A 24,732-nucleotide genomic window follows, 5' to 3' on the forward strand; every position below is an offset into this window, starting at 1 on the left:
TCGCCGTGTATGTCACGGCGGATCATTACTGTGGAACCCATGAGCACCGAGACCGATCACAGCACCGGGTCCGCGTCCGACCCGAGCGCGGCATCGACGAGCGAACAGGGTTCGTACGTGATGACCGGCGAGGAGTTCGTCCGGGACACGAAGTACATCGAGACCCGCATCACCGCCGACGGCCGGGACGGCTATCCGGTGGAGGCCGGCCGGTACCGGCTCGTCGCCGCCCGGGCGTGCCCGTGGGCCAACCGGACACTCATCGTCCGGCGGCTCCTCGGACTCGAGGACGCCATCTCACTCGGTCTCTGCGGTCCCACCCACGACAAGAACTCGTGGACCTTCGATCTCGACCCCGGCGGCGTGGACCCGGTGCTGCAGATCCCCCGGCTCAAGGACGCCTACGAGAAGCGGATCCCCGGCTATCCCAAGGGGATCACCGTGCCCGCGATCGTCGACGTGCCGACCGGAGCGGTCGTCACCAACGACTTCCCACAGATCACCATCGACTTCTCCCTGGAATGGACCGCCTTCCACCGCGACGGCGCGCCGGAGCTCTACCCCGAGCGTCTGCGCGACGAGATCGACGAGGTGAGCCACGGCGTCTACACCGAGGTCAACAACGGCGTGTACCGGTGCGGATTCGCCGGCAGCCAGGAGGCCTACGACGCGGCCTACGACCGGTTGTTCACCAAACTCGACGAGCTGTCGGACCGATTGTCGACGCAGCGCTACCTCGTCGGCGACACCATCACCGAGGCGGACGTGCGCCTGTTCACCACGCTGGCGCGGTTCGACGCGGTCTACCACGGCCACTTCAAATGCAACCGCAGCAAGTTGAGCGAGATGCCGGTCCTGTGGGCCTACGCCCGGGATCTGTTCCAGACACCCGGCTTCGGCGACACCACCGACTTCACGCAGATCAAGCAGCACTACTACATCGTCCACACCGATGTGAACCCCACGCAGATCGTGCCCAAGGGCCCGGACCTGCGCGGCTGGCTCACCGCGCATCATCGCGAAGACCTCGGTGGACGCCCGTTCGGCGACGGCACACCCCCTGGCCCCCCACGACCCGCCGAGGTCGTGCCCGAAGAGGATTGGGTACCCCAGAGCATGAGAGACCGGACATGAAAGACAAGTCGACACAAGGGGTCTCGACGAACAAGGGCCGCACGCCACCCGGCAAGGCGGTCGAGGTGACCGGCGGACTCCTGGACCGTGCGCAGCGACTGCAGGCGCCTGCGGTGAAGAAGTACGTGGACTCGCTGCGACGGAAATACCCCGACGACTCACCCGCGCAGATCGTCGAGCGGCTCGAGAAGCGCTATCTGAACGCGGTCACCGGGTCCGGCAGCGCCGTCGGCGCGGCCGCCGCAGTGCCCGGGGTCGGCACGATGACCGCGTTCGGAGCGATGACCGGCGACACGGCGTTCTTCCTCGAGGCGTCGGCCCTGCTGGCGCTGTCGATCGCCGAGGTGCACGGCATCCCGGTGCACGAGTCCGACCGCCGCAAGGCACTCGTCATGACCGTCGCGCTCGGCGAAGAGGGCGTGCTGGCACTCGGCCGGGTGGTCGGCACCGGCGGCGGCGCGCTGCGCAGGCTCGGCGGCGCGGCTCTGCCGTCCGGCGCGATCACCAAACTGAACAAGACCCTGGTGAACAAGCTCGTCCGGAAGTACGCGATCCGGCGGGCGCCGCTGATCTTCGGCAAGCTGATGCCCGCGGGGATCGGTGCGGTCATCGGGGGCGCGGGCAGTCGCGCGCTTGGCCGCAAGGTGGTGCACAACGCTCGCGAGGCCTTCGGACCTGCTCCCCGTGCATGGGTCATCGACGTCGACTTCACCGAGACCCCGACCCCGGATCCGCTCCCGCCCGGTTCGTGGTGATCGCGGCGTCCCCACCGCCCACTCCGTCCGCGGCGGCGCCCGGCTGGATTCGCCGGCTCGTCGGCGAATCGTGGCGATACCGGCGCGTCGTCGTCATCACGATGACCGTGACCCTGATCGCGGTCGGGGTCGACGTGCTCATGCCGCTGCTGACGAAGGCCGCGATCGACCATGCCACCGGCGTCGTCGACGACGGTCTGCCGCTGCGGACGATCATCGTCGCGTTGGTCGTTTTCGCGACCGTTCGCTACGCCTGCCATGTCGGCCGGCGGGTGTTCGCCGGGCGACTGGCCGTGAGCGTCCAGAACTCGCTGCGACTCCGGCTGCTCGACACCCTGCTGCACCTCGACGGGCGCAGCCAGCACCAGATCCGCACCGGTCAGATCGTGTCCCGGTCCATCACCGACATCCAGGTCGTGCAGAGCCTGCTCGCCATGGCGCCGTTGTCGTTGGGCGCCGCGGTGCAGATGGTCGTGGCGCTGGCGATCATGGCCTATCTGTCGCCGCTGCTGACCGGGGTGGCACTGCTGATCGTCCCGCTGATCGCCGTCGAGGTGTGGCGGACACGGCGTCGCCTGTTCGCCGCGACCTGGTCGGCCCAGCAGTCCGCGGCTGATGTGGCCCAGCACGTCGAGGAGACCGTCACCGGCGTCCGGGTCGTGAAGGGCTTCGGACAGGAAGAGCGCGCCGTCGACGACCTCGTCACCCGGTGCCGGACGGTGTTCGCGCGCCGACTACGGGCCGCGCGGATCAACTCGCGGTTCGCCCCGACGCTGGCCGCCATCCCGCAACTGGGCATGGTCGGGGTGATCGTGGCGGGCGGTTACCTCACGATGACCGGCGCGATCACCGCCGGCACCTTCCTCGCGTTCAGTACCTACGTCGCCACCATGACAGGCATCGCACGGCTCCTGACGAACCTCGTCGTCAACGCGCAACTGGCTCGCGCGGCGGTCGAACGCGTCTACGACGTCATCGACCACCCTCACGATCCGGGCGACACGGCCACCGGCTCACTGCCCGGCGGGCCCCTGGGCGTCGAACTGGCCGGCGTGGGGTTCGCCCACCACACACACGACGCCGACGACCCGCCCGCGGTCCTGTCCGGGATCGACCTCCGGATCGAACCGGGCGAGTGTGTGGCGATCGTGGGTCCCCCCGGTTCCGGCAAGTCGACCATCGCCGACCTGGTCAGCCGGTTCGAACGCCCCGACACCGGGACGATCTCCCTGCTCGGTGCGAGCACCGGAGACGACGCGGTCCGGACCCGGCACCCCATCGACGAACTGGCACCCGAGGCCCTCCATCGGGCCGTCGCCGTGGTCTTCGACGAGCCGTTCCTGTTCTCGGACACCATCACCGCCAACATCGCCATGGGCCCGGGCGCGGCGGACCCCGATGCCGCCGACCGGGTGCGGGCGGCGGCCACAGCCGCCGACGCCGCAGAATTCATCGACGCGCTCCCCGACGGGTACGACACCGTCATCGGCGAGCGCGGACTCACCCTGTCGGGCGGCCAGCGCCAGCGCATCGCCCTGGCGCGGGCGCTTTTCGCCGATCCCCGCGTCCTCGTGCTCGACGATGCGACGTCCGCGGTGGACGCGACCACCGAGTCCCGCATCCTGGGCGAATTGCGCAACCGGCAGGCCACGATGCTCGTCCTCGCTCATCGCCGGTCCACGCTCGTTCTCGCCGATCGCGTCGCCGTGCTCGACGACGGCCGGATCACCGCGCTGGGGACGCTCGCCGAGCTCGAGGCGACCTCACCGCGATTCCGCGAGCTGATGTCGAGCCCGGCGCACACGGCCCCCGACGGCCACACGGGACCGACCGCGGTCGCCGACACCGCCCCACCGTTGCGCGGGCCGACCGCGGCCGACCTCGAAAACCTCTGGCCGAGTGTCGAATCCGATTCCGCCGAGGTCACGGCCCGGACGTCGGTCCCGGCCGGGGCGGGCTCGCGGACCGGTCGCGGCGGCGGCGTCGCCAGCGCCCTCGGTTCGATGCCGGCCACACCCGAACTCCAGGCGTCGGTGGATGCCCTCCCGCCCGCGGTGGAGCGACCCGAGGTCGACGTCGACGCCGCTCGGCGCGAGAACCCGGTGTTCACCCTGCGCGGACTTCTGGCGCCGGTCCGGTGGCTGCTCGCCGCCGCGTTGCTGGCCATCGCCGTCGACACCCTCGTCGGTCTGGCCTTCCCGAGCATCGCGCGGGCGGTCATCGACGCGACGGGCCACGCCGAACGGTCGACGCTGGTGTGGGCCGCGCTCGGCGGGGTCGGGCTCGTGGGCGTCGGCTGGGTCGCCGCGAAGTCGATGACCATCACCTCGACCACGGCGGGCGAGCGCGTGCTGTTCGGACTGCGGATCCGCAGCTACGCCCACATCCAGCGGCTGGGACTCGACTACTACGAGCGGGAGCTGTCGGGTCGGATCATGACGCGCATGACGACCGACATCGACGCCTTGTCGACGTTCCTGCAGACGGGGCTCACCTCGGCGATCGTGGCGGTGCTGACCCTCGTCGGCGTCGGGGTCGCACTCCTGGTGACCGGTCCCCTGCTCGGATTGCTGGTGCTACCCGTCTTCCCGCTACTGATCGCCGCGACGATCGTCTTCCGCCGCGTCGCGAGTCGGGCGTACACGCGCTCACGCGAACTGATCAGTGTCGTCAACGCCGACTTCCAGGAGAACATCGCCGGCATCAAGACCACCCAGACCTACCTGCGCACCGACAGCGCCCAGACGCGGTTCGCCCGGCGCTCGGCGGAATGGGTCGAGGCCCGGATGGTGTCGCAGCGGGCGATCGCGACCTACTTTCCGCTGATCCAGCTCATGTCCGACATCGCCACCGCGATCGCGCTCGGCGTCGGCGCCGGTCAGGTGGCGTCGGGCTCGCTCTCGGCGGGCACGCTCGTGGCCTTCGTCCTCTATCTGACGATGCTCTTCGGCCCGGTGCAGCAGCTGTCGCAGGTCTTCGACGGCTACCAGCAGGCGGCGGTGGGTCTCCGGCGCATCGGCGACCTGCTGCGCACGCCGAGCTCGTTGCGCACCTCGGCGCGGGCCGAGTCCCCACCGGACACCGGTTTCGACGGCGTCGTCGACTTCGACCGGGTCGGATTCCGCTACGAGGGCTCCTCGACGGACGCGCTGTCCGGCGTCGACCTGCACATCCCGGCCGGGTCGTCCCTGGCTCTGGTCGGCCGGACCGGTGCCGGGAAGTCGACGATCGTCAAACTCCTGGCCCGCTTCTACGATCCGACCTCCGGACGCGTCGTCGTCGACGGCACCGACATCGGCGACTACGACCTCGCGGGCTACCGCCGCCGTCTCGGTCTCGTCCCGCAGGAGCCGCACCTGTTCACCGGCACGGTCGCCGAGAACATCGCCTACGGCCGGCCCGGTGCCGATCGGGTCGCGATCGTCGACGCCGCGGCCGCGGTCGGCGCGCTGCGCATGATCGCCGCCCTCCCCGGTCGGATGAACCACCCGATCGGCGAACGCGGCCAGGGTCTCAGTTCGGGGCAGCGCCAACTCATCGCGCTCGCGCGAGCCGAACTCGTCGAACCCGACCTCCTGCTGCTCGACGAGGCGACCGCGACCCTCGACCAGGCGACCGAGGCCCAGGTGCTCGCCGCCGGGCGCGCGGTAACGCGGCACCGCACCTCCGTGATCGTCGCGCACCGGCTGGCGACCGCCGCCCGCGCCGATGCCATCGCGGTGGTCGACGGTGGGCGGATCGTCGAGCTCGGAACACACGAGGAGTTGCTGGCGTTGGGAAAGAGGTACCGCGGCTTCTGGGATGCCGGTGTCGATCCCGACGAGCCGGCGGTGCCCGACACCGATGCACCGGCTCCGACCAGCGCACGGACCGCCGCCGTGACGGTCACGCGGGCCACCTCGGAACTGACTCCGTAGTAGTAGGTCGGTCAGCGCGAGCGAGTCGACGACGCGTAGCATCGTCAGGTGGTTCACCGATAGTCTCCACAAGAGACGACGCGTGGCAGAGAACCCGGCACCTTCAGGGAATTGAGGCGAGATACCGCTGTGAGCAGCAGTTCGATTTCAGACTTCGGACAGAACACGTGGCTGGTCGAGGAAATGTACCAGCAGTACAAAGAAGACCCGAACTCGGTCGATCCGAGTTGGCACGAACTACTGAAGAACTACGAACCCGGCGACAACGGTAGCCCCGCCGCGTCCGCCTCTCCGCCCTCGAAGTCCGTAAAGCCCTCCGCCACAACGTCTTCCGCCACAACGGCGTCGACTTCCGCCTCGTCTTCGACGACGGGTTCGTCGACCAACGGGTCCGCCCGCAGCAACTCCGCACCTGCCGCCGAAGCCGCGCCGCGCAAACAGGTCACCCTGGATCAGACCCCCGCCCGCACCGCGCCGCGCAAGCCTGCCCCCGCCAAGGAGTCGACCGCGACGAAGGCCGCATCCGGCCACAGCGTCGCCAGCCGCGACGGTTCGGCGCGTTCGCAGCCCAAGCAGACCAAGCCGGAGGCGGGCAAGGCGTCCGCCGCGCAGAAGTCCGAGAGCGCCGACGGCAACAAGGTCCTGCGCGGTCCGGCCGCGGCCATCGCGAAGAACATGGCGCTGTCGTTGGAGATCCCGACGGCCACCAGCGTCCGTGCGGTGCCCGCCAAGGCGATGATCGACAACCGGATCGTCGTCAACAATCACCTAGCGCGCACCCGAGGCGGCAAGATCAGCTTCACCCACATCCTGGGTTACGCGATCGTGCAGGCCATCAAGGCGTTCCCGAACATGAACCGGCACTTCGCCGAGATCGACGGCAAGCCGAACGTCGTCACACCCGCGCACACCAACCTCGGCCTGGCCATCGACCTGGTCGGCAAGGATGGCAACCGCACCTTGGTCGTCGCCGCGATCAAGGAATGCGAGACGATGGGCTTCGCCGAGTTCTACACGGCGTACCAGGACATCGTCCGTCGCGCGCGCGACGGCAAGCTCGGCGCGGCCGACTTCTCCGGTGTGACCATCTCGCTCACCAACCCGGGCACCATCGGCACCGTGCACTCGGTGCCGCGCCTGATGAAGGGCCAGGGCGCCATCATCGGCGCCGGCGCGATGGAGTACCCGGCGGAGTTCCAGGGCGCGAGCGACGAGCAGATCGCCGAACTCGGCGTCGGCAAGCTCATGACGCTGACGTCGACCTACGATCACCGGATCATCCAGGGCGCGGAGTCGGGCGATTTCCTCCGCACGATCCACGAGCTGCTGATCGACGACGCCTTCTACGACGAGATCTTCACCGCGTTCCACGTCCCCTACGAGCCGATCCGCTGGCGTCGCGACCTGCCCGCCGGCCTCGTCGACAAGAGCACCCGCGTCCTCGAGCTGATCGCGGCCTACCGCAGCCGCGGCCACCTGATGGCCGACATCGATCCCCTCATGATGGACAGCGATGCGCGCAGCAGCCATCCGGATCTGGACATCCAGAACTACGGGCTGACGCTGTGGGATCTCGACCGCAGCTTCAAGGTCGGCGGGTTCCACGGCCAGGAGAAGATGAAGCTGCGGGACGTTCTGTCGATCCTGCGCGACGCGTACTGCCGGCACGTCGGTGTCGAGTACACCCACATACTCGAGCCCGAGCAGCAGAAGTGGCTGCAGGAGCGCGTCGAGATCAAGCACGTCAAGCCGCCGGTCGGTGAGCAGAAGTACATCCTGAGCAAGCTCAACGCCGCCGAGGCGTTCGAGACGTTCCTGCAGACCAAGTACGTCGGGCAGAAGCGCTTCTCGCTCGAGGGCGCCGAGTCGGTCATCCCGATGATGGACGCGGTGATCGACCAGAGCGCCGAGCACAGCCTCTCCGAGGTGGTCATCGGCATGCCGCACCGCGGCCGTCTGAACGTGCTCGCCAACATCGTCGGCAAGCCGTACTCGAAGATCTTCACCGAGTTCGAGGGCAACCTGAACCCGTCGCAGGCGCACGGATCGGGCGACGTGAAGTACCACCTCGGCGCCGAGGGCAAGTACTACCAGATGTTCGGCGACAACGAGATCAACGTGTCGCTGACCGCCAACCCCAGCCACCTCGAGGCAGTCGACCCGGTGCTGGAGGGTCTGGTGCGCGCCAAGCAGGACCTCATGGACGAGGACGATCGGTTCCCGATCCTCCCGCTTATGCTGCACGGCGACGCGGCGTTCGCCGGTCAGGGTGTGGTCGCCGAGACGCTCAACATGGCGATGCTGCCCGGTTACCGCACCGGCGGCACCGTGCACATCGTGGTGAACAACCAGGTCGGCTTCACCACCGCACCGGAACACTCGCGCTCGACCGAGTACTGCACCGACGTGGCGAAGATGATCGGCGCACCGATCTTCCACGTCAACAGCGACGACCCCGAGGCCTGCGTCTGGGCCGCGAAGCTCGCCGTCGACTACCGCCAGGCGTTCCACAAGGACGTCGTCATCGACCTCGTGTGCTTCCGCCGTCGCGGACACAACGAGGGCGATGACCCGTCGATGACGCAGCCCGCGATGTACGAGGTGATCGACACCAAGCGCGGCGTCCGCAAGAGCTACACCGAAGCCCTCATCGGCCGCGGTGACATCTCGACCAAGGAGGCCGAGGACGCTCTGCGCGACTACCAGGGACAGCTCGAGCGCGTCTTCAACGAGGTCAAGGAACTCGAGAAGTTCAGTGTCGAGCCGTCGCCCTCGGTCGAGGCCGACCAGACGCTGCCGACGAAGTTGGTGACCGCGGTCGACAGCAAGACGCTCGAGCTCATCGGCGACGCGTTCGTCAACGTGCCCGACGGTTTCACCCCGCACCCGCGTGTGAAGCCGGTCCTGGAGCGTCGCGCCGAGGCCGCCCGCAAGGGCAACATCGACTGGGCGTTCGCCGAACTGCTGGCGTTCGGGTCGCTGGTCATGGAGGGGCGCACCGTGCGTCTGTCCGGCCAGGATTCGCGCCGTGGCACCTTCACCCAGCGCCACTCGGTGCTCATCGACCGCAGCACCGGCTCGGAGTACACCCCCCTCAACCACCTGCAGCCCGCAGACGAGGAGAGCAACGGCGGCCGGTTCATGGTCTACGACTCCCCGCTCTCGGAGTTCGCGGTCGTCGGGTTCGAGTACGGCTACTCGGTCGGCAACCCGGACGCTCTCGTGGTCTGGGAAGCGCAGTTCGGCGACTTCGTCAACGGCGCGCAGTCCATCATCGACGAGTTCATCTCGTCGGGTGAGGCCAAGTGGGGCCAGCTCTCCGACGTCGTGCTGCTGCTGCCGCACGGTCACGAAGGACAGGGACCCGACCACACCTCGGGACGCATCGAGCGGTTCCTACAGCTCTGTGCTGAGGGTTCGATGACGGTCGCACTGCCGTCGACGCCGGCGAGCTACTTCCACCTGCTGCGCCGCCACGTGCTCGACGGCATCAGCCGCCCGCTCATCGTCTTCACCCCGAAGTCGATGCTGCGCAACAAGGCCGCCGTCAGTCCGGTGGAGGACTTCACCGAGGACAAGTTCCGGTCGGTCATCGACGACCCGCGCTTCGAGAAAGACGGCGCCGATCGCAGCAAGGTGAAGCGGGTGCTGCTGGTGAGCGGCAAGCTCTACTACGAGCTCGCCGCCCGCCGCGACAAGGAGAAGCGCGAGGACATCGCCGTCGTACGCATCGAGCAGCTCTACCCGGTGCCGCACCGCCGGCTCCGCAAGACGCTCGAGCAGTACGGCAACGCGACCGAGTTCCGGTGGGTTCAGGAAGAGCCCGCCAACCAGGGCCCGTGGCCGTTCCTCGGTCTCTGGCTGCCCGAGGTGCTGCCGGACCTGCTCGGCGGTCTGCGCCGGGTGTCGCGCCGCGCGATGTCGGCACCGTCGTCGGGTTCGAGCAAGGTCCACGCGGTCGAGCAGCAGGAGATCCTCGACGAGGCCTTCGGCGAGTAGCCAGTACGACTGTCGTCACCGCGGCCACCGACCCAGAGGGTCGGTGGCCGCGGCCGTTGTGGCCCCGATCGTCTCGACGCCTATCGCAACCGGGACTCACAGATGTCGGCAGCGGCGGCGACGGCCTTGTCGGGGGATGTCATCCGCCGTGCGAAAGCGGCAGCCGCCGAACGGGTCTCGGCGGCGAGCACCGTGGCCAGACCCGCGTGCGCGTCGTCGTCGGTGAAGGTGGACAGCCGCACGGCCGCACCCACCCGCAGGGCCCGGACCCGTTCGCCCCAGAACGGTTGATCGGCGGTGACCGCACAGACGAGGGTCGGAAGTCCGGCTCGCAGGCTCGCCGCGGTGGTCCCGGCGCCGCCGTGATGGACCGCCGCGACGCAGCGAGGCAGGACCGACGCGTGGTCGACGCCCGCGGTGTGGAAGACATCGGGGTCGTCGGGATCGATCCCGGTCGCGTCTCCCATCGCGATCAGGCAGCGCACCCCGTGGGCGCGCGCGGCGGCGCGCCAGCGTGCGATCACCGTCTGCGGCTCGAGGATCGGCATACTGCCGAAGGTGAGGAACACCGGCGGTTCGCCCGCATCCAGCCAGCGGGCGAGTTCGTCGGCATCGGCTCCGATCTCCCCGATCCCCGCCCGGCTCGCCGCCGGCAGGTCGAAGAACCCGACGAGGGGTTTGCGATCATCCCACTCCGCCGCCAGGCCCGGGACCATCTCCGGGTCGTAGGCCTGGATCTGCGGGATCCGGTCGGCACCCAGTCGCCGCGGCAGCGGGCGGCGGCTCGGGGGAAGCCCGATCCGGCGCCGGAAGCGATTCTCGTTCCATCCGGTCGCGATCCAGGTCAGGCGATCGGCGATACGCCAGGATCGGCGCTTCCACGCCGGCGACCACCGCTCGGTGAGACCGGGCACGGCGCCGATGAGTCCGTTCTCCGACATCGGGCCGAATCTCAGCACGGCCAGTGGGATGTCGAGACGTTCGGCCACCGCCACCACGCGGTCCTGGCAGAGCGGCGCGGCGACGAGGAGATCGGCGTCGTGCAGCGGCGCGGTCTCCGGCACGAACAGCCGCTCGAGGTCGGTGTCGAGGGCGTCGAATCCGCCACGGACGGTCCGCAGCGCGAACGCCGCGCGCGCCACCGGGTTACGGTTGCCGCGCGCCGACCGCGCATCGTCCGACGACCACGCCGCGTCGGAGTCGAGACCGATCTCGTGGACGTCGCCCACACCGGTGGCCCGTGCGAGGCCGGCCAGGTTCGGCGGGACGAGGACGCTCACGCGATGCCCGCGCATCAGGAGTTCGAGGGCCAGGCAGATACCCGGCTGGATGTCGCCGCGGCTGCCGTACAGGACGATCGAGACGTGGTGCGCCGTCACCAGAATCGGTGTCCGATCCGCCAGGCGGTCAGCTCGTCGGCGATGAGGGTGCGCAACCGCCCGGGGTCGCCGAAGTCGTCGGGGTCGATACCGAAGAACGTGAGCGTGACCGTGTCGCCGTAGGTGACCGCCCATGCGGCGATCGCCGGACCCCGCACCCGCCGTTCCTGCGCGGGCATGCCCTGCATCACCGCGCGGATGGCGAACCGGGACGCCGTGCGGTCGCCGATGCGCAACGCCGAGTCCGGCGTCGTCCCCAGATTGGACACGGTCGTGTCGGGTCCGGGGATGGCACGCATCATCCGGCCGATGAGTCGCTTCGGAAGCATCCGGACGATCGGCTGCAGATTGTCGGCGGCCTGATCGGCCCCGGACTCGGCGTAGTCGACGAAGGCCTGCTTGCTCGACGCCCGGATGCCGGCGAGGTCGGTGCCCGGCTCGACGGGATCGGCGAGCCGAATCCACACGCCGCCCGACGCATTGGCGCGGTTGTCCTCGTCGCCGTCCCTCTTGCTGACCGCGATGCACACCCTCATCGGGCCGTCGAGCGGACGGCCCGAGCGGTGCACGATCCCGGCGAGGAGCGCGGTGAACAACGAGTTCTGAGTGCCACCGTGCTCGGCGGCGCGTGCTGCCCACTCGGTTGCCGAGACGTCGACGGTGGCCAGCGTCGTGTCCGGGTCGGGCGCGGACCGCACCCTCCTCGGCCGGTCGGCACGCGCGGATCGCGGAGCGGTTCCGGTGCCGGCGGCCCGTGCCGTGCGCGCCTCGCGGATCAGGATCCGCACCGATCGCGCGGCTGCGCGCACCGAGGCGGCGGCGTCGGCGGCGTCGGCGCGCACGGTGTCCCAGGAGCGTTCACTCCCCGCGGCGGGAAGCCCGGCGGCCCGGCCCGCGGCCGCGTCCGCCACCAGTCGATACAGACCGTGGCCGTCGGTGATCATGTGCGAGGCGAGCAACGACACCGCCCGGCCACCGCCTCGGATCCGTGCCGAGTCGAGCTGCCAGCCCGACCCTCGCACCGGATCGAGACGACTCGCGCGGAGCACCGAATCCGCCCATGCCCCGACGTCGTCGGCGTCGACGACCTCCACCGGCCCGGCCTGCACCGGAAGAGGCGACCGTACCCAGCGGTGGCGGGCGAAGGGGACCCGACGCCGGGCCACCGCACGGTGCAGCGGTCCGGCCGCGAGTCCGGCCCGTAGCGAGTCGATCGCCTCGTCCCCCGGATCGTCATCGAAGATCCAGGTGATCTGGATGGGGGCACCCATCCCGAACAGTTCCGCGACGAGGAGATAGGACTCGTCGGGACCCGTCACGCGAAGCACCTCGGTGGGCCGGGTCTCGGTCGCCGTTGCCGTCACGTGTTCTCCTCTGCATCACGGGGTCTCATGGGTCACCAGATCTCATGGGGCAGTCCCCACGCCGTCAGTTCACGGTCGAGCAGGTCCGCGACCCGGGCGTCGGAGGAGAAACTGGTCTCGTCACAGCCCAGCACGGTGAAGGTCACCTGGTCCCGGGTGCGGACCAGCCACGACTGGACACCGTCGCCGAACCGCTGCCCCGCCGAGGCGTCGACGCCCTGTGCCATCCCGCGGAAGGCGACCTTGCGCGCCGACCTGCCCCCCAGCACCGTCGCCGCCGGCGGCACGTCACCGAGGTTGGAGATGACCGCGTCGGGAATACCGTTGCCCGCGCTGACGATCTTGACGATCACCGCGGGCGGCAGGAACCAGGCCAGCGGTCGCAGGTGGATGTGCGGGGCACGCCGGCCCTCCGACAGGCGGACGAATGCCGCCTTGCACGTCGCCCGGATGCCGCCCAGATCGCCACCGGCGACCGGCTCCTCGGTGAGATACACCGAGACGCCGGCGATCGGGTTGGACCGGGTGTCCTCCTCGCTCTCGCGACGGTCGACCGGCACTCCGACCTTGATCGGGTTCGGCAGCGGCGCATGGCCACTCGACCGCAGCAGACCGCTGACCACGGCGATGAACAGGGTGTTGGCGGTGCCATCGTGTTCCGCGGCGACCCGGTCGAAGTCCGCCGCCGGGACGGTCGCCGTCGCCCAGGTGAACTCGGCGGCGGGCGAGCGTTCGGCGATCGGGGCGCGAACCGGGCGGGGGTCGGGTTCGGGGCCGCCGGCCTTGCGCTGTTCGAGCGCCGCCCGCGCGAGCCCGGTGACGACCGCGACGGCTTGTGATCCGGCGTCCACGAGGTCACCGACCCGCCGGCGACGCCACGAGACCGGCGGGAGGGGCGTCACGCCGGTCGCTGCGGTCGCGGGACCCGACACCGGGTTCAGCGGAACCTCCGACGCGGCGGCGGCCTCGGCCGCGGCCGCGAGCATGCCGCGGCCGTCGGTGACCACGTGCAGCGTGCACAGGGAGACCACGGTGCCGCCGCCCGCGATGGGAACCGACCGCAGCCGCCAGCACCGGCCACCCTCGGCGTCGAGGGGCACCGAGGACATCTCGGCGGTCGCCCACTCGTCGATCTCCGCGTCCGACACCGGCCGGCTGTCGGCGGCCAGTCCGGGTGCGTCGGGCGCATCGACCCACCGGGGACGCGCACCGACGACATCCGGTACGACGAGCATGCGGTTCAGCCGCCCCCGAGCCAGGGCCGCGTTCATCGCGGTCAGTGCCTCGATCGAGACCTCGTCGTCGAACACCCAGACCAGCTGGAGCACGACCGACCAGCCGAGGGCCGGCGTGACGAACCAGAACGGGGCGTCTTCGGAGGTGAGGCGGTCGCCTCGGAGAACCGAGCTCTGCGCGCGCAGCCGCGCCGTGATGCCGCGCAGGCCCCGATCTCCCGCCGCCGGCGGGCCGGCCTCGGGTCGTCCTGTCACGGGCGACGGCATCGTCGTCATACGTCCACCTTCGTTTCGCTGTGCATCTGCGGTCCCCGCGTACTCGGTTCCCTCATGCACGAGCTTGTCACCGAACTCTCGACCGCGTGTACGGCGTCCGCCAGAGCCACGTCCTCGGCCACCAAGACGTCCCGCAGCCGCGCGGCGCGCTCGGCCACCGCGGGGTCGAGCATCGCCGCGACGGCGTCGCACAGCCGATCCACGTCCAGGTCGCGTCCCGCGCGGGCCATCGGCATCGACACGCCGACACCCAGTCGTTCGAGTTCGGCTCCCCAGAACGGCTGGTCCGCGCCGTACCAGCAGATGACCGACGGCCGGCCCGCGCGCAGCACGGCCGCGGTGGTCCCGGCGCCGCCGTGGTGGACCACGACCGCGCACCGGCCGAAGACCGTGCGGTGGTCGACCTGGGACTCGATGCGCACCGCGTCGGACTCGGCGCCGGTGCGCACCTCCGCACTCAGTTCGGTCCAGCCCGCACACACCAGGACACGTCGGCCGAGCCGGCGGCCGAGTTCCGCGACGACGCGGAGGGTGCTCTCCTCTCCCCGCAACGGCATGCTGCCGAAACCCACGTAGATCGGGGCGTCACCGCCGTCGAGCCAAGACGCGAGCGCGTCGGACCCGGCGACCGGGTGCTCCCCCGGCAACCCGAGGAACCCCACCGAGGGTCGAGGACGCGCCGCCGTGTCGGCGATCCACCTCTGGTCGTCGTGCACCCCGAACATCGGGTCGTAGGCCTGCAACTCCAGACCCGCCGCCGCACGGAGTCGAGCGGTGTAGGGCCGCGATGTCCCGGTCGAACCCAGTTCGGCGCGCAGGCGACGCTCGCGTCGTCTGGTGAGGACGCCGAACGCGGCGTCGTAGGCCGCCCACTGCGCACGAACGGCGCGCGGGCCACCCGGGAGGTGACCGGGTACGGGGCCGACGCGGCTGTTGCGGCGCACCGGGGCGTGGTGCAGCGACACCAGCGGAACCCCGGCGGACTCGGCGAAGGCGAGTGCGGGCTGTTCGGTGATCAACCCGCTCACGATGACGTCCGCGCCGTCGACGACGCCGGTCATGTCGGAGACGAGGTCCTCCCACCCGGCGTTCCGCAGCGACAGGAACACACGCAGCCGACGCAGCGGGTGACGACCCGCCTGCTCGCGAGCCCGCGCCACCGATTCGAGGTGGGCGCGGGTGTCCTGGCCGAGGGGCACGACCTCGAGCCGCGCGATCCCGTCCGCCCAGCCCCGGGCCGGCCGCACCATGTTGGGCGGGACCCCGAGACGCACGTCGTGCCCGCGCCGCGCGAGTGCGGTCGCAAGCAGCGTCGCCGGCTGGACGTCCCCGCGGGTCCCGTTGATGACGAACGAGATTCTCATGACACGGCCCCGGTGATCCCGGTCTCCGGCCGCGCGGCGCGGTGGCCGGCCGTGTTTAGAATCGGTCGCCCATCTGACCACACCGACACGTGAGGGGTCCGACGTTGAGGTTCGTGATCGCGGTCAACGGTAGTCGCGGAGACGCCCAGCCGGCCGTCGCCCTCGCCGCCGAACTCCTGGGCCGGGGTCATGGGGTGACTCTCGCGGCGCCACCGGATCTGGTCGGATTCGGCAGCGGTGCAGGTGTTCCCACCGAGGTCTACGGCGAGAGCACACGCGCCCTGCTCGATTCCGGTCTGGTGCGGGAGGACATGCGGTCGAAGAACCCGCGCACCAGGCTGCGTGCAGTGTCGGCCATGTCGGTGCGGGGCGGCCGGACCATGCAGCAACGCTTGCTCGAGCTCGCCGACGGCGCGGATGCGATCATCGCGAGCAGCGCCGGTCAGGAACGCGCCCACAACGTCTCGGCGGTTCTCGGGATTCCACACATCCCGTTGCACTACTGCCCCATTCGGCGCAACAGCTTGGTGTCGCTGCTCGCCCACCTCGGTGTCGATGCCCCGGCGATGGTCAACGACCTGAGCTGGCGGGTCGCCGAACGCGCTCTCTGGCTGGCCACCCGGTCGGCCGAGAACACACTGCGGACCGACCTGGGACTGTCGCCACTGAACCGCCCCTACTCCGAACTGATCGCCCGCACCGGGGTTCCCGAGATCCAGGCCTACGACCCCGCGCTCTTCGAGGGGCTCGCAGCGCAGTGGGGACCGCGTCGGCCGCTGGTCGGATTCTTCACCCTCGCCGCGGCACAGCGAGCCGGGGTGGGCGACGCCGGACTCGACGGAGCTTCGGGCGCAGGCACACTCGGCGAGTGGCTCGACGCGGGCGACGCTCCGGTGTACGTCGGTTTCGGCAGTATGCTGCCGGCCGACCCGGACGGGCTGGCCGACGCGTTCCGTACCGCGGCGCAACGCCTCGGGATCCGACTGCTGGTGTCGGGCGGCTGGAGCGGATTCATGTCGAGCGAATCCACCTCGGGTGCAATGATATCGGGGGACGCCGTGCATGTCGTCGGGCACGTCGATCACGACACCGTATTGCCGAGATGTCGTGCCGCGGTCCACCACGGCGGCGCGGGTTCGGTGGCCGCCGGCCTGCGTGCCGGTCTGCCCACCCTGGTCACCTGGGTCGGAGCCGATCAGCCGATCTGGGGACGCGCGGTGAGCAAGGCGCGTGTGGGTGCCACCTTGCCGATGTCGCGGGTGACCGCGAAGTCGCTGATCCCGGCGCTCGAGCAGATCCTGGACGCGGACACCCGGCGGCGTTCCGCCGATCTCCGCCGCCGGCTCGTACCGCCTGGTGAGGCGGTCCGCTCGGCGGCCGACATCGCCGAGCGGGCGGCCGGCGCCGGGGCGACGGGTAGGCGTGCCGACTGACTCCGGCATGGTCGTGTCCGGACTCCGCCGATCACGGCAGGACACGATCGGAACCACCGCCCCGCACCAGGTTTCGCGGGTCGAGCCGTCCTGTCCGGGTGTCGTAGGACCGCAGCACGACGAGGCGCAACGCGTGCGCGATCGTGATCGCGGGCACGTAGACCGCCGCGGCACCGGCGGCCAGCCCGAATCGACGGTGCAGCAGGAATGTTCGCGGGAGGAAACTCATGTACTGGACGAACGGCACCATGCCGGTCTCCATCCGGCGGGGCGACACCCCGACGGTCAGCGAGCGGAGAAAGGCGTTGCGCCCGCCGGTGTCACCGACGCAGAGACCCATGTCGACATCCTCGAAGATGTTCCGGCGCATGCTGACACGATCCCGGATCACCGCCCAGGTCTCGCGCCGCAGCACCATGTTCGAGCCGTAGAGCACGGGCACCTCGGTCACGGCCTTCTCGCGCCGCAACCGGTTCAGCGGGTGCAGCCGGGTCTTCCATCTGTCGAATCTGCCGGCAAGCGGCACGTCGTAGGCCTCGCCGCGCCCGCAGAGTGCCGACCAGTCTCCCCCGACGTCCGCGGCGAAGAACTCCACGATCGTCCGCGCCCAGTCCGGCGGCACCCGGGTGTCGGCGTCGATCCGGGCCACGAGGTCTCCGGTCGCGGCGTCGAGTCCGGCGTTCCGTGCGTACACCAGCCCCTGTCGTGGCTCGTCGATCGTGCGGATCCGTGGGTGAGCCGAACACCAGGCGTCGATCACCGCACTGCTGCCGTCGGTCGAGTTGTTGTCCACGACCACGATCTCGGTGATCCGGTCGAACTGCGCGGACAGCCGGGCGAGACACTCGCCGATCGTGTCCACCTCGTTGTAGACCGGGACCACCACCGAGAAGGTGAGCGGCATGGTGTCTGCTCCTTGTGCTGATCGGTTCGTCATGGGCGCGGACATTCAGGTCCGCCGCATGTAGGTCCGCAGGGTCACCGGCACCACCACGGCGAGGATCGCCGCCGCGCCCACGAGCGTGTATGCGATGTCGGTCCCCACGTTCTCGCCGGCGGCCAGTCCGCGTGCCGCCGTGACGAGATGGGAGACGGGGTTGGCCGATGCGCAGGCCTGCATCCACCCGGGCATGGTGTCGATCGGGACGAGCGCGTTGGACACGAACGTGATCGGCATCAGCACGAGCATCGAGACACCCTGGACGGTCGACGCCTTGTCGAGCAGGACCCCGAGGAGCGCGAAGATCCAGCTCAACGAGAACGCCACGACCACGATCAGCACGCAGGCGACCACGATCCCCACCGGGCTCGCCGGCCGGTACCCCATGATCAGCCCGACGCACACCGTGATGGCCGAGGCCACCACGTAGCGGAACGTGTTGGCCACCAGCGCGCCGGCCAGCGGAGCGATACGCGCTATCGGCAGCGACTTGAACCGGTCGAAGACCCCGCGGTCGAGGTCCTCGCGCAACTGGACTCCGGTGACGACCGACGCCGCGATACACACCTGGACCAGTACGCCCGGGATCAGCAACGGGAGATAGCCGACGACGTTCCCGGCGATCGCACCGCCGAAGATCGAGGAGAACATGACGGTGAACACGATGGGCAGCACGATGACGTCGAACAACTGCTGTGGATTGTGTTTGATCTTCAGCAGGCCCCGGTGGGTCATCGTGAGCGACTGCATCACCGCGGCCGCCGGCCGAACCCGATCGTGCGCCTCGGGCGTCGCGCCGCCGGAAAGGGCGCTCGGTTGCAGTGATCCCGTGGTCATGCCCGCGCTCCCGTCGGATCGACTTCCGGCGCGGACCGCGTGGGGTCGCCGCCGTCGGTCAGCGCGAAGAACACCTCGTCGAGGGTCGGACGCACGACGTTGACCGACGTCAGCACGATCCCGCGGGCGCGGAGCGCACCGAGGATGTCGGCGAGCGGGTCGATGTCGGACATCGGCAGCACGAGGACCCCCTCGCGCCGGGCGATCGTCGCCTCGCCGCTCGAGGTGAACGGCGCGCACACCTGGGCGGCCGCCGTCACATCTTCCTCGTCGGCGAGTTCGAGTCGCACGCTCATGTCCCCGACGCCGGCCTTCAGTTCGTCCGCGGTGCCGTCGGCGACCACCCGGCCACGATCCATCACCGCGATGTGATCGGCGAGTTCGTCGGCCTCGTCGAGATACTGGGTGGTCAGCAGGACTGTCGATCCCCGCGCGACCATGTCGCGCACCGTCTGCCACATCTGGGCCCGCGTGCGGGGGTCGAGTCCGGTGGTGGGCTCGTCCAGGAACAGCAGGCGGGGCCGGGTGATCAGCGACGCCGCGAGATCCAGACGGCGGCGCATGCCGCCGGAGAAATGCCCCACGCGCCGGGTGGCGACCGCGCCGAGCCCGAACTCGTCGAGCAGTTCGTCGGCGCGGATGCGCGCCCGGCTGCGTGACGATCCGATGAGTCGACCGAAGATCATGAGGTTCTCGCGGGCGGTGAGATCTTCGTCGACGGAGGCGTATTGGCCGGTGACCCCGATGAGCGACCGGACCGCCGTCGCCTGCGTGACGACATCGTGCCCGAAGATCCGGGCGTCTCCGGCATCCGGCCGCAGCAGCGTCGCGAGCATGCGCACGGTGGTGGTCTTTCCGGCGCCGTTGGTCCCCAGCAGGGCGAAGACGCCACCTGCGGGCACGAGGAGATCGACCGCGTCGACGGCCCGTGTGCCGCCGAATTCCTTGGTCAGACCGCGGGCCTCGATGGCCGGGACGGTCGTGGACATGGCACCCCCGATGCGTGTGGTCGACTTCGGCCCCACGGTAGGTGAGCTCCCGAGGTGTCGCAACGTGACCTGTTGCGGTATTCGACACTGCCCGGCAACGGTTTTCGTCGACACGCCGTCTGACTTCGCATTCCGTCGGGACGGCGCCCGATCGCGTCGCAGCTCGTCACCAGTTCTTTACATGAACGCAACGAGAGCCCCGGTGCGTTCACCGCCGTCGATCCGCGATCAGCGAAACAGCCAGGTGCACAGCCGACTTCCACGCCCACACGGTCGATCCTCGACGCAGCGACAACGGCCTCGGTGATGAACGTCACGCGCTCGTGCCGCTGCACGTGTCCGTTGTGACCGCTTAGGCTCGCTACAGACACAGGCGGTTTCGACGTGATCCGCTCGATCCCGGGGAAACTCCCCCGGTGCGTCGTACCGAGTCGCGCACGTGCATCGGGGTACGAGCGATTCCTGTTGTCTCAGATCAGAACTCATGGGCCGGGGGGTCATGTCGTCGAAGGCACGGCATGGTGTCGCGGCCCGGGAACGGATGACCGACACATGGACGACCGCGCATGAAGTTCACCGAGCTGTCCGACTATCCCGTACCGGCTGGGACGGTGACGATCTGGACACCGACCACACGTACGGATCTCGCGGGGTGGCAGTCGGATCCGCGGCCGTTCACCTACGACCAGTCGGCGTCGATACGGCGGTCGGCGGCCGGTGACGACGATGAGAACTCCTGGCTCGGAGCGATTTTCGAGATCGACGACGAGCTCGATGCCGAGCGTTTCGAATCCTGCCTGAACCAGTTCCTCACCCGGCACGAGGCCCTTCTGTCGACCGCCGACCCGACGAGCGACGATCCGCACCACGGACGCCGGACGTACCGGGGCGGCCATCTCGGTGTCGACACCGAGGTGGCCGGCGGATTCGACTCCGGTGACGATGTCCGCGAGCTCCTGACCGGGATCTTCGACGCCAGACTCGCGCCGACGCGCTGGCCGCACTGCATCGTGGCCACCATCTCCTCGCCCCGCGGTGGTTTCTGCGTTGCGTTCGCCGCCGATCACGTGGTGATGGATGCGTATTCGATCCTGTTGAGCATGAGTGAGATCCGGCGCCTGTACATCTCGGCGCGGCACGGCGCGTCCACCGAGATGGCGGATGTCGGAAGTCATCTCGACTTCGGCGTCCATGACCGCGCGGTGGGGCTCGGACTCACCGGCCAGCACCCGGCCGTCTCGCGCTGGCGCACGTTTCTGGACCGTTCCGCGGACGCACCGGGATTCGGTCTGCCACTGGTCCGTCCGCACCTGGAGACCGGGGATCGTGCGCGCACACCGCGCCAGCGCGGCGTCTCCGAGTACGTGGCCACCGACCGCCTGGCGACGTTCGTGACGTCGGCGGCCCGGACGAGCGGACACGGAACGCAGACGGCGGTGTTCGCCGCTCTCGCGGTCACCCTGCGCGCACTCACCGGGCGCGACACACTGCGACTGACGATGCCGATGCACACGCGAACGGAGGCTCGGTACGCGGGATCGGTGGGCTGGTATGTCGGGCTGGCGCCGCTCGAGGTCGATCTGTCCGGCTCGGTCACCTTCGACGACGCACTCACCGCGACGGCGGCCGCGATCGACGAGGTGCGGCACCTGCCGTTGTTCCCCTATCAGCGCATCGTCGAATTGCTCGGCACCGGAGGAGAACCGGAGTTCGTCGTGTCGTACCTGGACATCCGTCACGTCCCGGGAGCCGCCGAATGGGATGCGGCCCGGGCGCAGATCCTGCGGGGCGGCTCGAGGTCGGACCGTGAGGTGTACCTCTGGATCGCGCGGGTGCCCGGCGGGATCACGGTGTCGGCCCGGCATCCGGGTCACGATCCCGCCGACGCGAGCATCCGCGACCTCATCACGACCTACGCGACGATCCTGCGGACGCTCGCGACCGAGGGAACAGCACTCCCGCTGTCCTCCTACACCTGCGCGACCTTCGCCGGCACCGCCGCGCTGGACGACGCCCGCCCCGCCTGATCGACGAGAGGACCCGATGAGAATCACGGCAATGGGCAACTGGCGCCCGCAACCGGGAACCGCAGTTCGCTTCGACCCGACCGAAGCGTGCCGCGAGGCCGCCGCGACCGCCGTCGCCCACGCTGCGCCGGTCACGTTCCTGGCGCAGAACCACGTCCGCGGTGCCCAGGTGGCCCGGGCCGCGGGTCGCACCCATCGCGGGTACCTGGGATCGGGCACCGAGATCGACGGCGACCTCGACACCGCCGCCCTCGGACGCGCGCTGACCCTTTTCGTCCGGCGTCACGAGGTACTGCGCACCTGGTTCGAGTGCCGCGACGGGGAGGTCACCGCTCATCTCGTCGACTCGTCGGACATGGAGTTCGAGGGTCACGTCGACCGCCGACTGGCGACCGTCGACGACGTGCACCCGTATCTCATCGATCGTTTCGACCGCGAGACCCCCAGCGACACCTTCCCCGGCTTCGCCTTCGGGGCCATCAGCCGGCCGGGCGGTTTCGCCATCTTCCTGGCGTGCGACCACGCCCTCTCCGACGGCGCGTCACAGGCCCTCGCCCTCGACGAGATCGCGCAGATCTACACCGAACTGGTGCGGGCCGACGAGCCCGACGACGCGGTGGCCGCAGAGGCAATACAGACCGAGGCAATACAGACCGGGGCAATGCAGACCGAGGCGGCGGCGCCCGCCGGGGGCTACTTCGCCTACGCCGCGGCCGAGGAGCAAGCGACCGCCGCGCATCTGGCCGGAACCCCACAGACCCGCGCCTGGCAGGACATCTTCCGTCGGCACGACCTGCAGATGCCCCGCTTCCCTCTCGACCTCGGCCTGGGTCCGGGTGAGACCGCGCAGGTGACCGGTGTCGAGGTCTCGCTGCTCGACCGTGCCGGGATCGTCGCCTTCGACGCCGCCTGCCGCGCGGCGGGAGGTCGCTTCATCGACGGCGTCTACGCGGCCATCGCCATCGCCGACCGGGAACTGGCCGGCGCCGAGGACTACTACGGCATGACGGTGTTCAACACCCGGGTCGCCCTCGACGGTTACGCCACGTCTCAGGGATGGTTCTGCAGCTTCGCACCGGTCGAGTTCTCCATGACCGGCGCATCCACCTTCGCCGAACTGATCCCGGCCGCCCACGCGGCCCGCCGGCGCGCGCGCGACCTCGCGGCGGTGCCGGTGGCGGCCGCGCTCGCCGCCATAGCCGCCGCGGGCGCCACCCCGGACGCGATCGTCACTGCCCCGAACCTGCTGTCGTACATCGATTTCCGATGGTTTCCCGGAACGTCGCGCGACGCTTTCCGGCGCGGCGCCCTGTTCACCGGGGAGGGCCGCACGGCCAACGCGTCGGCGTGGATCAACCGCGACCACGACGAGCTCTACCTGGGCAGCCAGATCCCGGGGACGCCGTTTGCGGAGTCGGTGGCGCGCCCCTACTACCACCACCTGCGCGACATCGTCACCGACATCGCCGCAGCCGGCGACCGGCAGATCCACGGGCCGGCGGTTGCGGCAGGGCCATCCGACCCCGGCGCCGCGGCTCTGCGCAGAGGAGCGTGAGGACGAGTGCACGTCACCACCATCGATCGCTATGGTCCGCCCGCGGGTGAGCTGTTGTGCTGGACCGTGGACACCTCTGCCGCACGGTCCGAGATCTCCGATGTGCCACCGTCGTTCAACCAGACCGTGCACCTGGCCACCGCCGGGGACTCGAGTACGTGGTTGGCCGCGGCGTTCACGGTCCGCGGCCGGGTCGACCGCGCCGCGCTCGGCTCCGCCTACCACGCCCTCATCGCACGGCACGGCACCCTGCGGTCGTCGTTCTCGACCGGGCCGGAGGGGGTCCGGCGCCACTCCTACGATCCGGACGACCTCGTACTCCGCATCGACACCGTGATCGACACGTCCTCCGACACCGTCCTGCGCGATCGGCTCCGCGACACCCTCGACCGCGCATGTCATCCCTTCGGCTACCCGGCGTACCTGTTCGCCGCGATCGACCGCGACGACGCGTCGACGATCATCTGCGGATTCGACCACTGCCACGTGGATGCCTACTCGATCTCCATCGTGATCGACGACCTGCACCGCTTGTATGACGGATACCGTTGCCACGGAGGTTCTTTCGATCCCTCGGCGACTGCCATGAGCGGTAGTTTCGTCGACTTCTGCGCAGCCGAGTCATCCGCACCCCCCGTCGCGCTGTCCGATCCCCGGATGCGCCAATGGCTCCGCTTCTTCGACGACCGGGACGGCGCGCTGCCCACCTTTCCCCTTGATCTCGGTGTCGAACCCGGGGCCATCGCGGCCCAGGCCACCGAGGTGCGCACGCTGTTGGATTCGGCTGCGACGGAGCGGTTCGCCCAGTTGTGCCGACGCAACGGTGCGAGCGTGTTCGGCGGAACGCTGGCCGCGATGGCCGACGCGGTGCGCCGCTGCGGCGGCGGGCCAGAACTACCTCTGCTGTTCCCGATGCACACGCGTCGGGAGGAGAAGTGGCGCGACGCCGTCGGCTGGTTCACCACCAATGCGCCGCTGCGGGTCGTCGGTACCGGGGATCTGGTGGAGACGATCCGGCGCACCGGACCGGAGCTGCGTCGGGCCGTCGCGCTCGGCGAGGTACCCGTTCCGCAGGTCATCGAGGCGATGGGCGGACTACGCCGCACGCGGGCGGACATCTTCATGGTGTCCTACGTCGACTACCGGCTGCTCCCAGGTGCGGATCGGCACCGGGCCATCGATGCCCACCACATCTCCAATGCGACGACCGCCGACGACGCGCAGTTCTGGATCTCACGGACCGGCGACGGACTGGCGCTTCGTGCCCGGCATCCCGACACGCTGACCGCCCACCGCACGATCCGCCGGTTCACCGACGAACTCGTCGGGACGCTGCGCAACGGCGCCGAACTCGCGGACACCGATGGTGTCGATGTTCTCGAGCAAGCCGTCGGGCCCGACACCGCGCGGGTCGTCGGTCTCTGACCGCCTCACGAGCAGGTTTCGGGACACCGGTGGGCGGATACTCCTCTGCGGTCCACCCGCCACGGTGAAGAGCCCGCCGCGGCGAACCGGCATCTCTCGGAGG

15 protein-coding genes are annotated in these 24,732 nt (G+C 69.8%); 8 read left to right on the top strand and 7 right to left on the bottom strand.

Translation table 11 applies throughout. The features are described 5' to 3' along the window. Positions 1-39: 39 nt before the first annotated feature. The 4 genes from AMD30_RS05895 (at position 40) to AMD30_RS05910 (ending at position 9,805) form a co-directional block, all read left to right on the top strand. Positions 40-1,134, top strand: coding sequence for a glutathione S-transferase family protein (locus AMD30_RS05895; RefSeq protein WP_055475008.1), 1,095 nt, complete (start codon positions 40-42; stop codon positions 1,132-1,134). Next, complete coding sequence (locus AMD30_RS05900; RefSeq protein WP_010842952.1) at positions 1,131-1,889, top strand: hypothetical protein; 759 nt, start codon at positions 1,131-1,133, stop codon at positions 1,887-1,889. Before AMD30_RS05895 ends, AMD30_RS05900 begins: the two co-directional genes overlap by 4 nt. After that, positions 1,883-5,806 (top strand): ABC transporter ATP-binding protein, encoded by a 3,924-nt coding sequence (locus AMD30_RS05905; protein ID WP_055475009.1) that lies wholly within the window; start codon positions 1,883-1,885, stop codon positions 5,804-5,806. The genes AMD30_RS05900 and AMD30_RS05905 overlap by 7 nt, the downstream gene beginning before the upstream one ends. Before the next feature lie 183 nt (positions 5,807-5,989). Further along, on the top strand, positions 5,990-9,805 hold the full coding sequence (locus tag AMD30_RS05910) for a multifunctional oxoglutarate decarboxylase/oxoglutarate dehydrogenase thiamine pyrophosphate-binding subunit/dihydrolipoyllysine-residue succinyltransferase subunit (RefSeq protein ID WP_055475110.1): 3,816 nt from the start codon (positions 5,990-5,992) through the stop codon (positions 9,803-9,805). Between the two features lie 80 nt (positions 9,806-9,885). Here the strand turns inward: AMD30_RS05910 and AMD30_RS05915 are convergent, their stop codons facing one another. Genes AMD30_RS05915 through AMD30_RS05930 form a run of 4 tightly spaced genes read right to left on the bottom strand, consistent with a single transcriptional unit; the run spans position 9,886 to position 15,423 of the window. Next, positions 9,886-11,184 (bottom strand): glycosyltransferase, encoded by a 1,299-nt coding sequence (locus tag AMD30_RS05915; RefSeq protein WP_055475010.1) that lies wholly within the window; start codon positions 11,182-11,184, stop codon positions 9,886-9,888. Then, positions 11,181-12,548 (bottom strand): hypothetical protein, encoded by a 1,368-nt coding sequence (locus AMD30_RS05920; protein WP_055475011.1) that lies wholly within the window; start codon positions 12,546-12,548, stop codon positions 11,181-11,183. The genes AMD30_RS05915 and AMD30_RS05920 overlap by 4 nt, the downstream gene beginning before the upstream one ends. Positions 12,549-12,580: 32 nt before the next feature. After that, positions 12,581-14,059 carry a hypothetical protein gene (locus AMD30_RS05925; protein WP_055475012.1) on the bottom strand — a complete coding sequence of 493 codons (1,479 nt, stop codon included), beginning with the start codon at positions 14,057-14,059 and terminating at the stop codon, positions 12,581-12,583. After that, positions 14,056-15,423: a glycosyltransferase gene (locus tag AMD30_RS05930; RefSeq protein ID WP_055475013.1), complete on the bottom strand. Its 1,368-nt coding sequence runs from the start codon at positions 15,421-15,423 to the stop codon at positions 14,056-14,058. Before AMD30_RS05930 ends, AMD30_RS05925 begins: the two co-directional genes overlap by 4 nt. Before the next feature lie 113 nt (positions 15,424-15,536). Here AMD30_RS05930 and AMD30_RS05935 point away from each other — a divergent pair, with 113 nt between their 5' ends. Continuing rightward, entirely contained in the window at positions 15,537-16,856 is a 1,320-nt protein-coding gene (locus tag AMD30_RS05935; RefSeq protein WP_231632651.1) for a glycosyltransferase, read from the top strand. A 31-nt stretch (positions 16,857-16,887) separates the two neighbouring features. Here the strand turns inward: AMD30_RS05935 and AMD30_RS05940 are convergent, their stop codons facing one another. Genes AMD30_RS05940 through AMD30_RS05950 form a run of 3 tightly spaced genes read right to left on the bottom strand, consistent with a single transcriptional unit; the run spans position 16,888 to position 19,622 of the window. Next, entirely contained in the window at positions 16,888-17,760 is an 873-nt protein-coding gene (locus tag AMD30_RS05940; RefSeq protein WP_010842944.1) for a glycosyltransferase family 2 protein, read from the bottom strand. Positions 17,761-17,805: 45 nt separating this feature from the next. Beyond that, a complete protein-coding gene (locus tag AMD30_RS05945; RefSeq protein WP_010842943.1) occupies positions 17,806-18,633 on the bottom strand; it encodes an ABC transporter permease in 828 nt (275 codons plus the stop codon). Continuing rightward, positions 18,630-19,622 (bottom strand): ATP-binding cassette domain-containing protein, encoded by a 993-nt coding sequence (locus AMD30_RS05950; RefSeq protein WP_055475014.1) that lies wholly within the window; start codon positions 19,620-19,622, stop codon positions 18,630-18,632. The genes AMD30_RS05945 and AMD30_RS05950 overlap by 4 nt, the downstream gene beginning before the upstream one ends. A 566-nt stretch (positions 19,623-20,188) precedes the next feature. Here AMD30_RS05950 and AMD30_RS05955 point away from each other — a divergent pair. The 3 genes from AMD30_RS05955 to AMD30_RS05965 are packed head-to-tail and all read left to right on the top strand — an operon-like array spanning position 20,189 to position 24,629. Beyond that, the gene (locus AMD30_RS05955) at positions 20,189-21,649 is read left to right on the top strand and encodes a condensation domain-containing protein (protein WP_055475015.1); all 1,461 of its coding nucleotides are present in this window, start codon (positions 20,189-20,191) and stop codon (positions 21,647-21,649) included. A gap of 16 nt (positions 21,650-21,665) precedes the next feature. Continuing rightward, positions 21,666-23,204 carry a condensation domain-containing protein gene (locus tag AMD30_RS05960; protein ID WP_055475016.1) on the top strand — a complete coding sequence of 513 codons (1,539 nt, stop codon included), beginning with the start codon at positions 21,666-21,668 and terminating at the stop codon, positions 23,202-23,204. A gap of 6 nt (positions 23,205-23,210) precedes the next feature. Further along, positions 23,211-24,629, top strand: coding sequence for a condensation domain-containing protein (locus AMD30_RS05965; RefSeq protein WP_055475017.1), 1,419 nt, complete (start codon positions 23,211-23,213; stop codon positions 24,627-24,629). Positions 24,630-24,732: the final 103 nt, after the last annotated feature.

It is taken from the genome of Gordonia sp. HS-NH1 (assembly GCF_001418765.1).
Taxonomy (GTDB): Bacteria; Actinomycetota; Actinomycetes; order Mycobacteriales; family Mycobacteriaceae; genus Gordonia.

Excerpts from the sequence above, each read along its gene's own strand:
- AMD30_RS05895 (WP_055475008.1), top strand. The coding sequence starts at position 40 with ATGAGCACCGAGACCGATCACAGCACCGGGTCCGCGTCCGACCCGAGC.
- AMD30_RS05900 (WP_010842952.1), top strand. The coding sequence starts at position 1,131 with ATGAAAGACAAGTCGACACAAGGGGTCTCGACGAACAAGGGCCGCACG.
- AMD30_RS05910 (WP_055475110.1), top strand. The coding sequence starts at position 5,990 with ATGTACCAGCAGTACAAAGAAGACCCGAACTCGGTCGATCCGAGTTGG.
- AMD30_RS05925 (WP_055475012.1), bottom strand. The coding sequence starts at position 14,059 with ATGACGACGATGCCGTCGCCCGTGACAGGACGACCCGAGGCCGGCCCG.
- AMD30_RS05930 (WP_055475013.1), bottom strand. The coding sequence starts at position 15,423 with ATGAGAATCTCGTTCGTCATCAACGGGACCCGCGGGGACGTCCAGCCG.
- AMD30_RS05940 (WP_010842944.1), bottom strand. The coding sequence starts at position 17,760 with ATGCCGCTCACCTTCTCGGTGGTGGTCCCGGTCTACAACGAGGTGGAC.
- AMD30_RS05945 (WP_010842943.1), bottom strand. The coding sequence starts at position 18,633 with ATGACCACGGGATCACTGCAACCGAGCGCCCTTTCCGGCGGCGCGACG.
- AMD30_RS05950 (WP_055475014.1), bottom strand. The coding sequence starts at position 19,622 with ATGTCCACGACCGTCCCGGCCATCGAGGCCCGCGGTCTGACCAAGGAA.
- AMD30_RS05955 (WP_055475015.1), top strand. The coding sequence starts at position 20,189 with ATGAAGTTCACCGAGCTGTCCGACTATCCCGTACCGGCTGGGACGGTG.
- AMD30_RS05960 (WP_055475016.1), top strand. The coding sequence starts at position 21,666 with ATGAGAATCACGGCAATGGGCAACTGGCGCCCGCAACCGGGAACCGCA.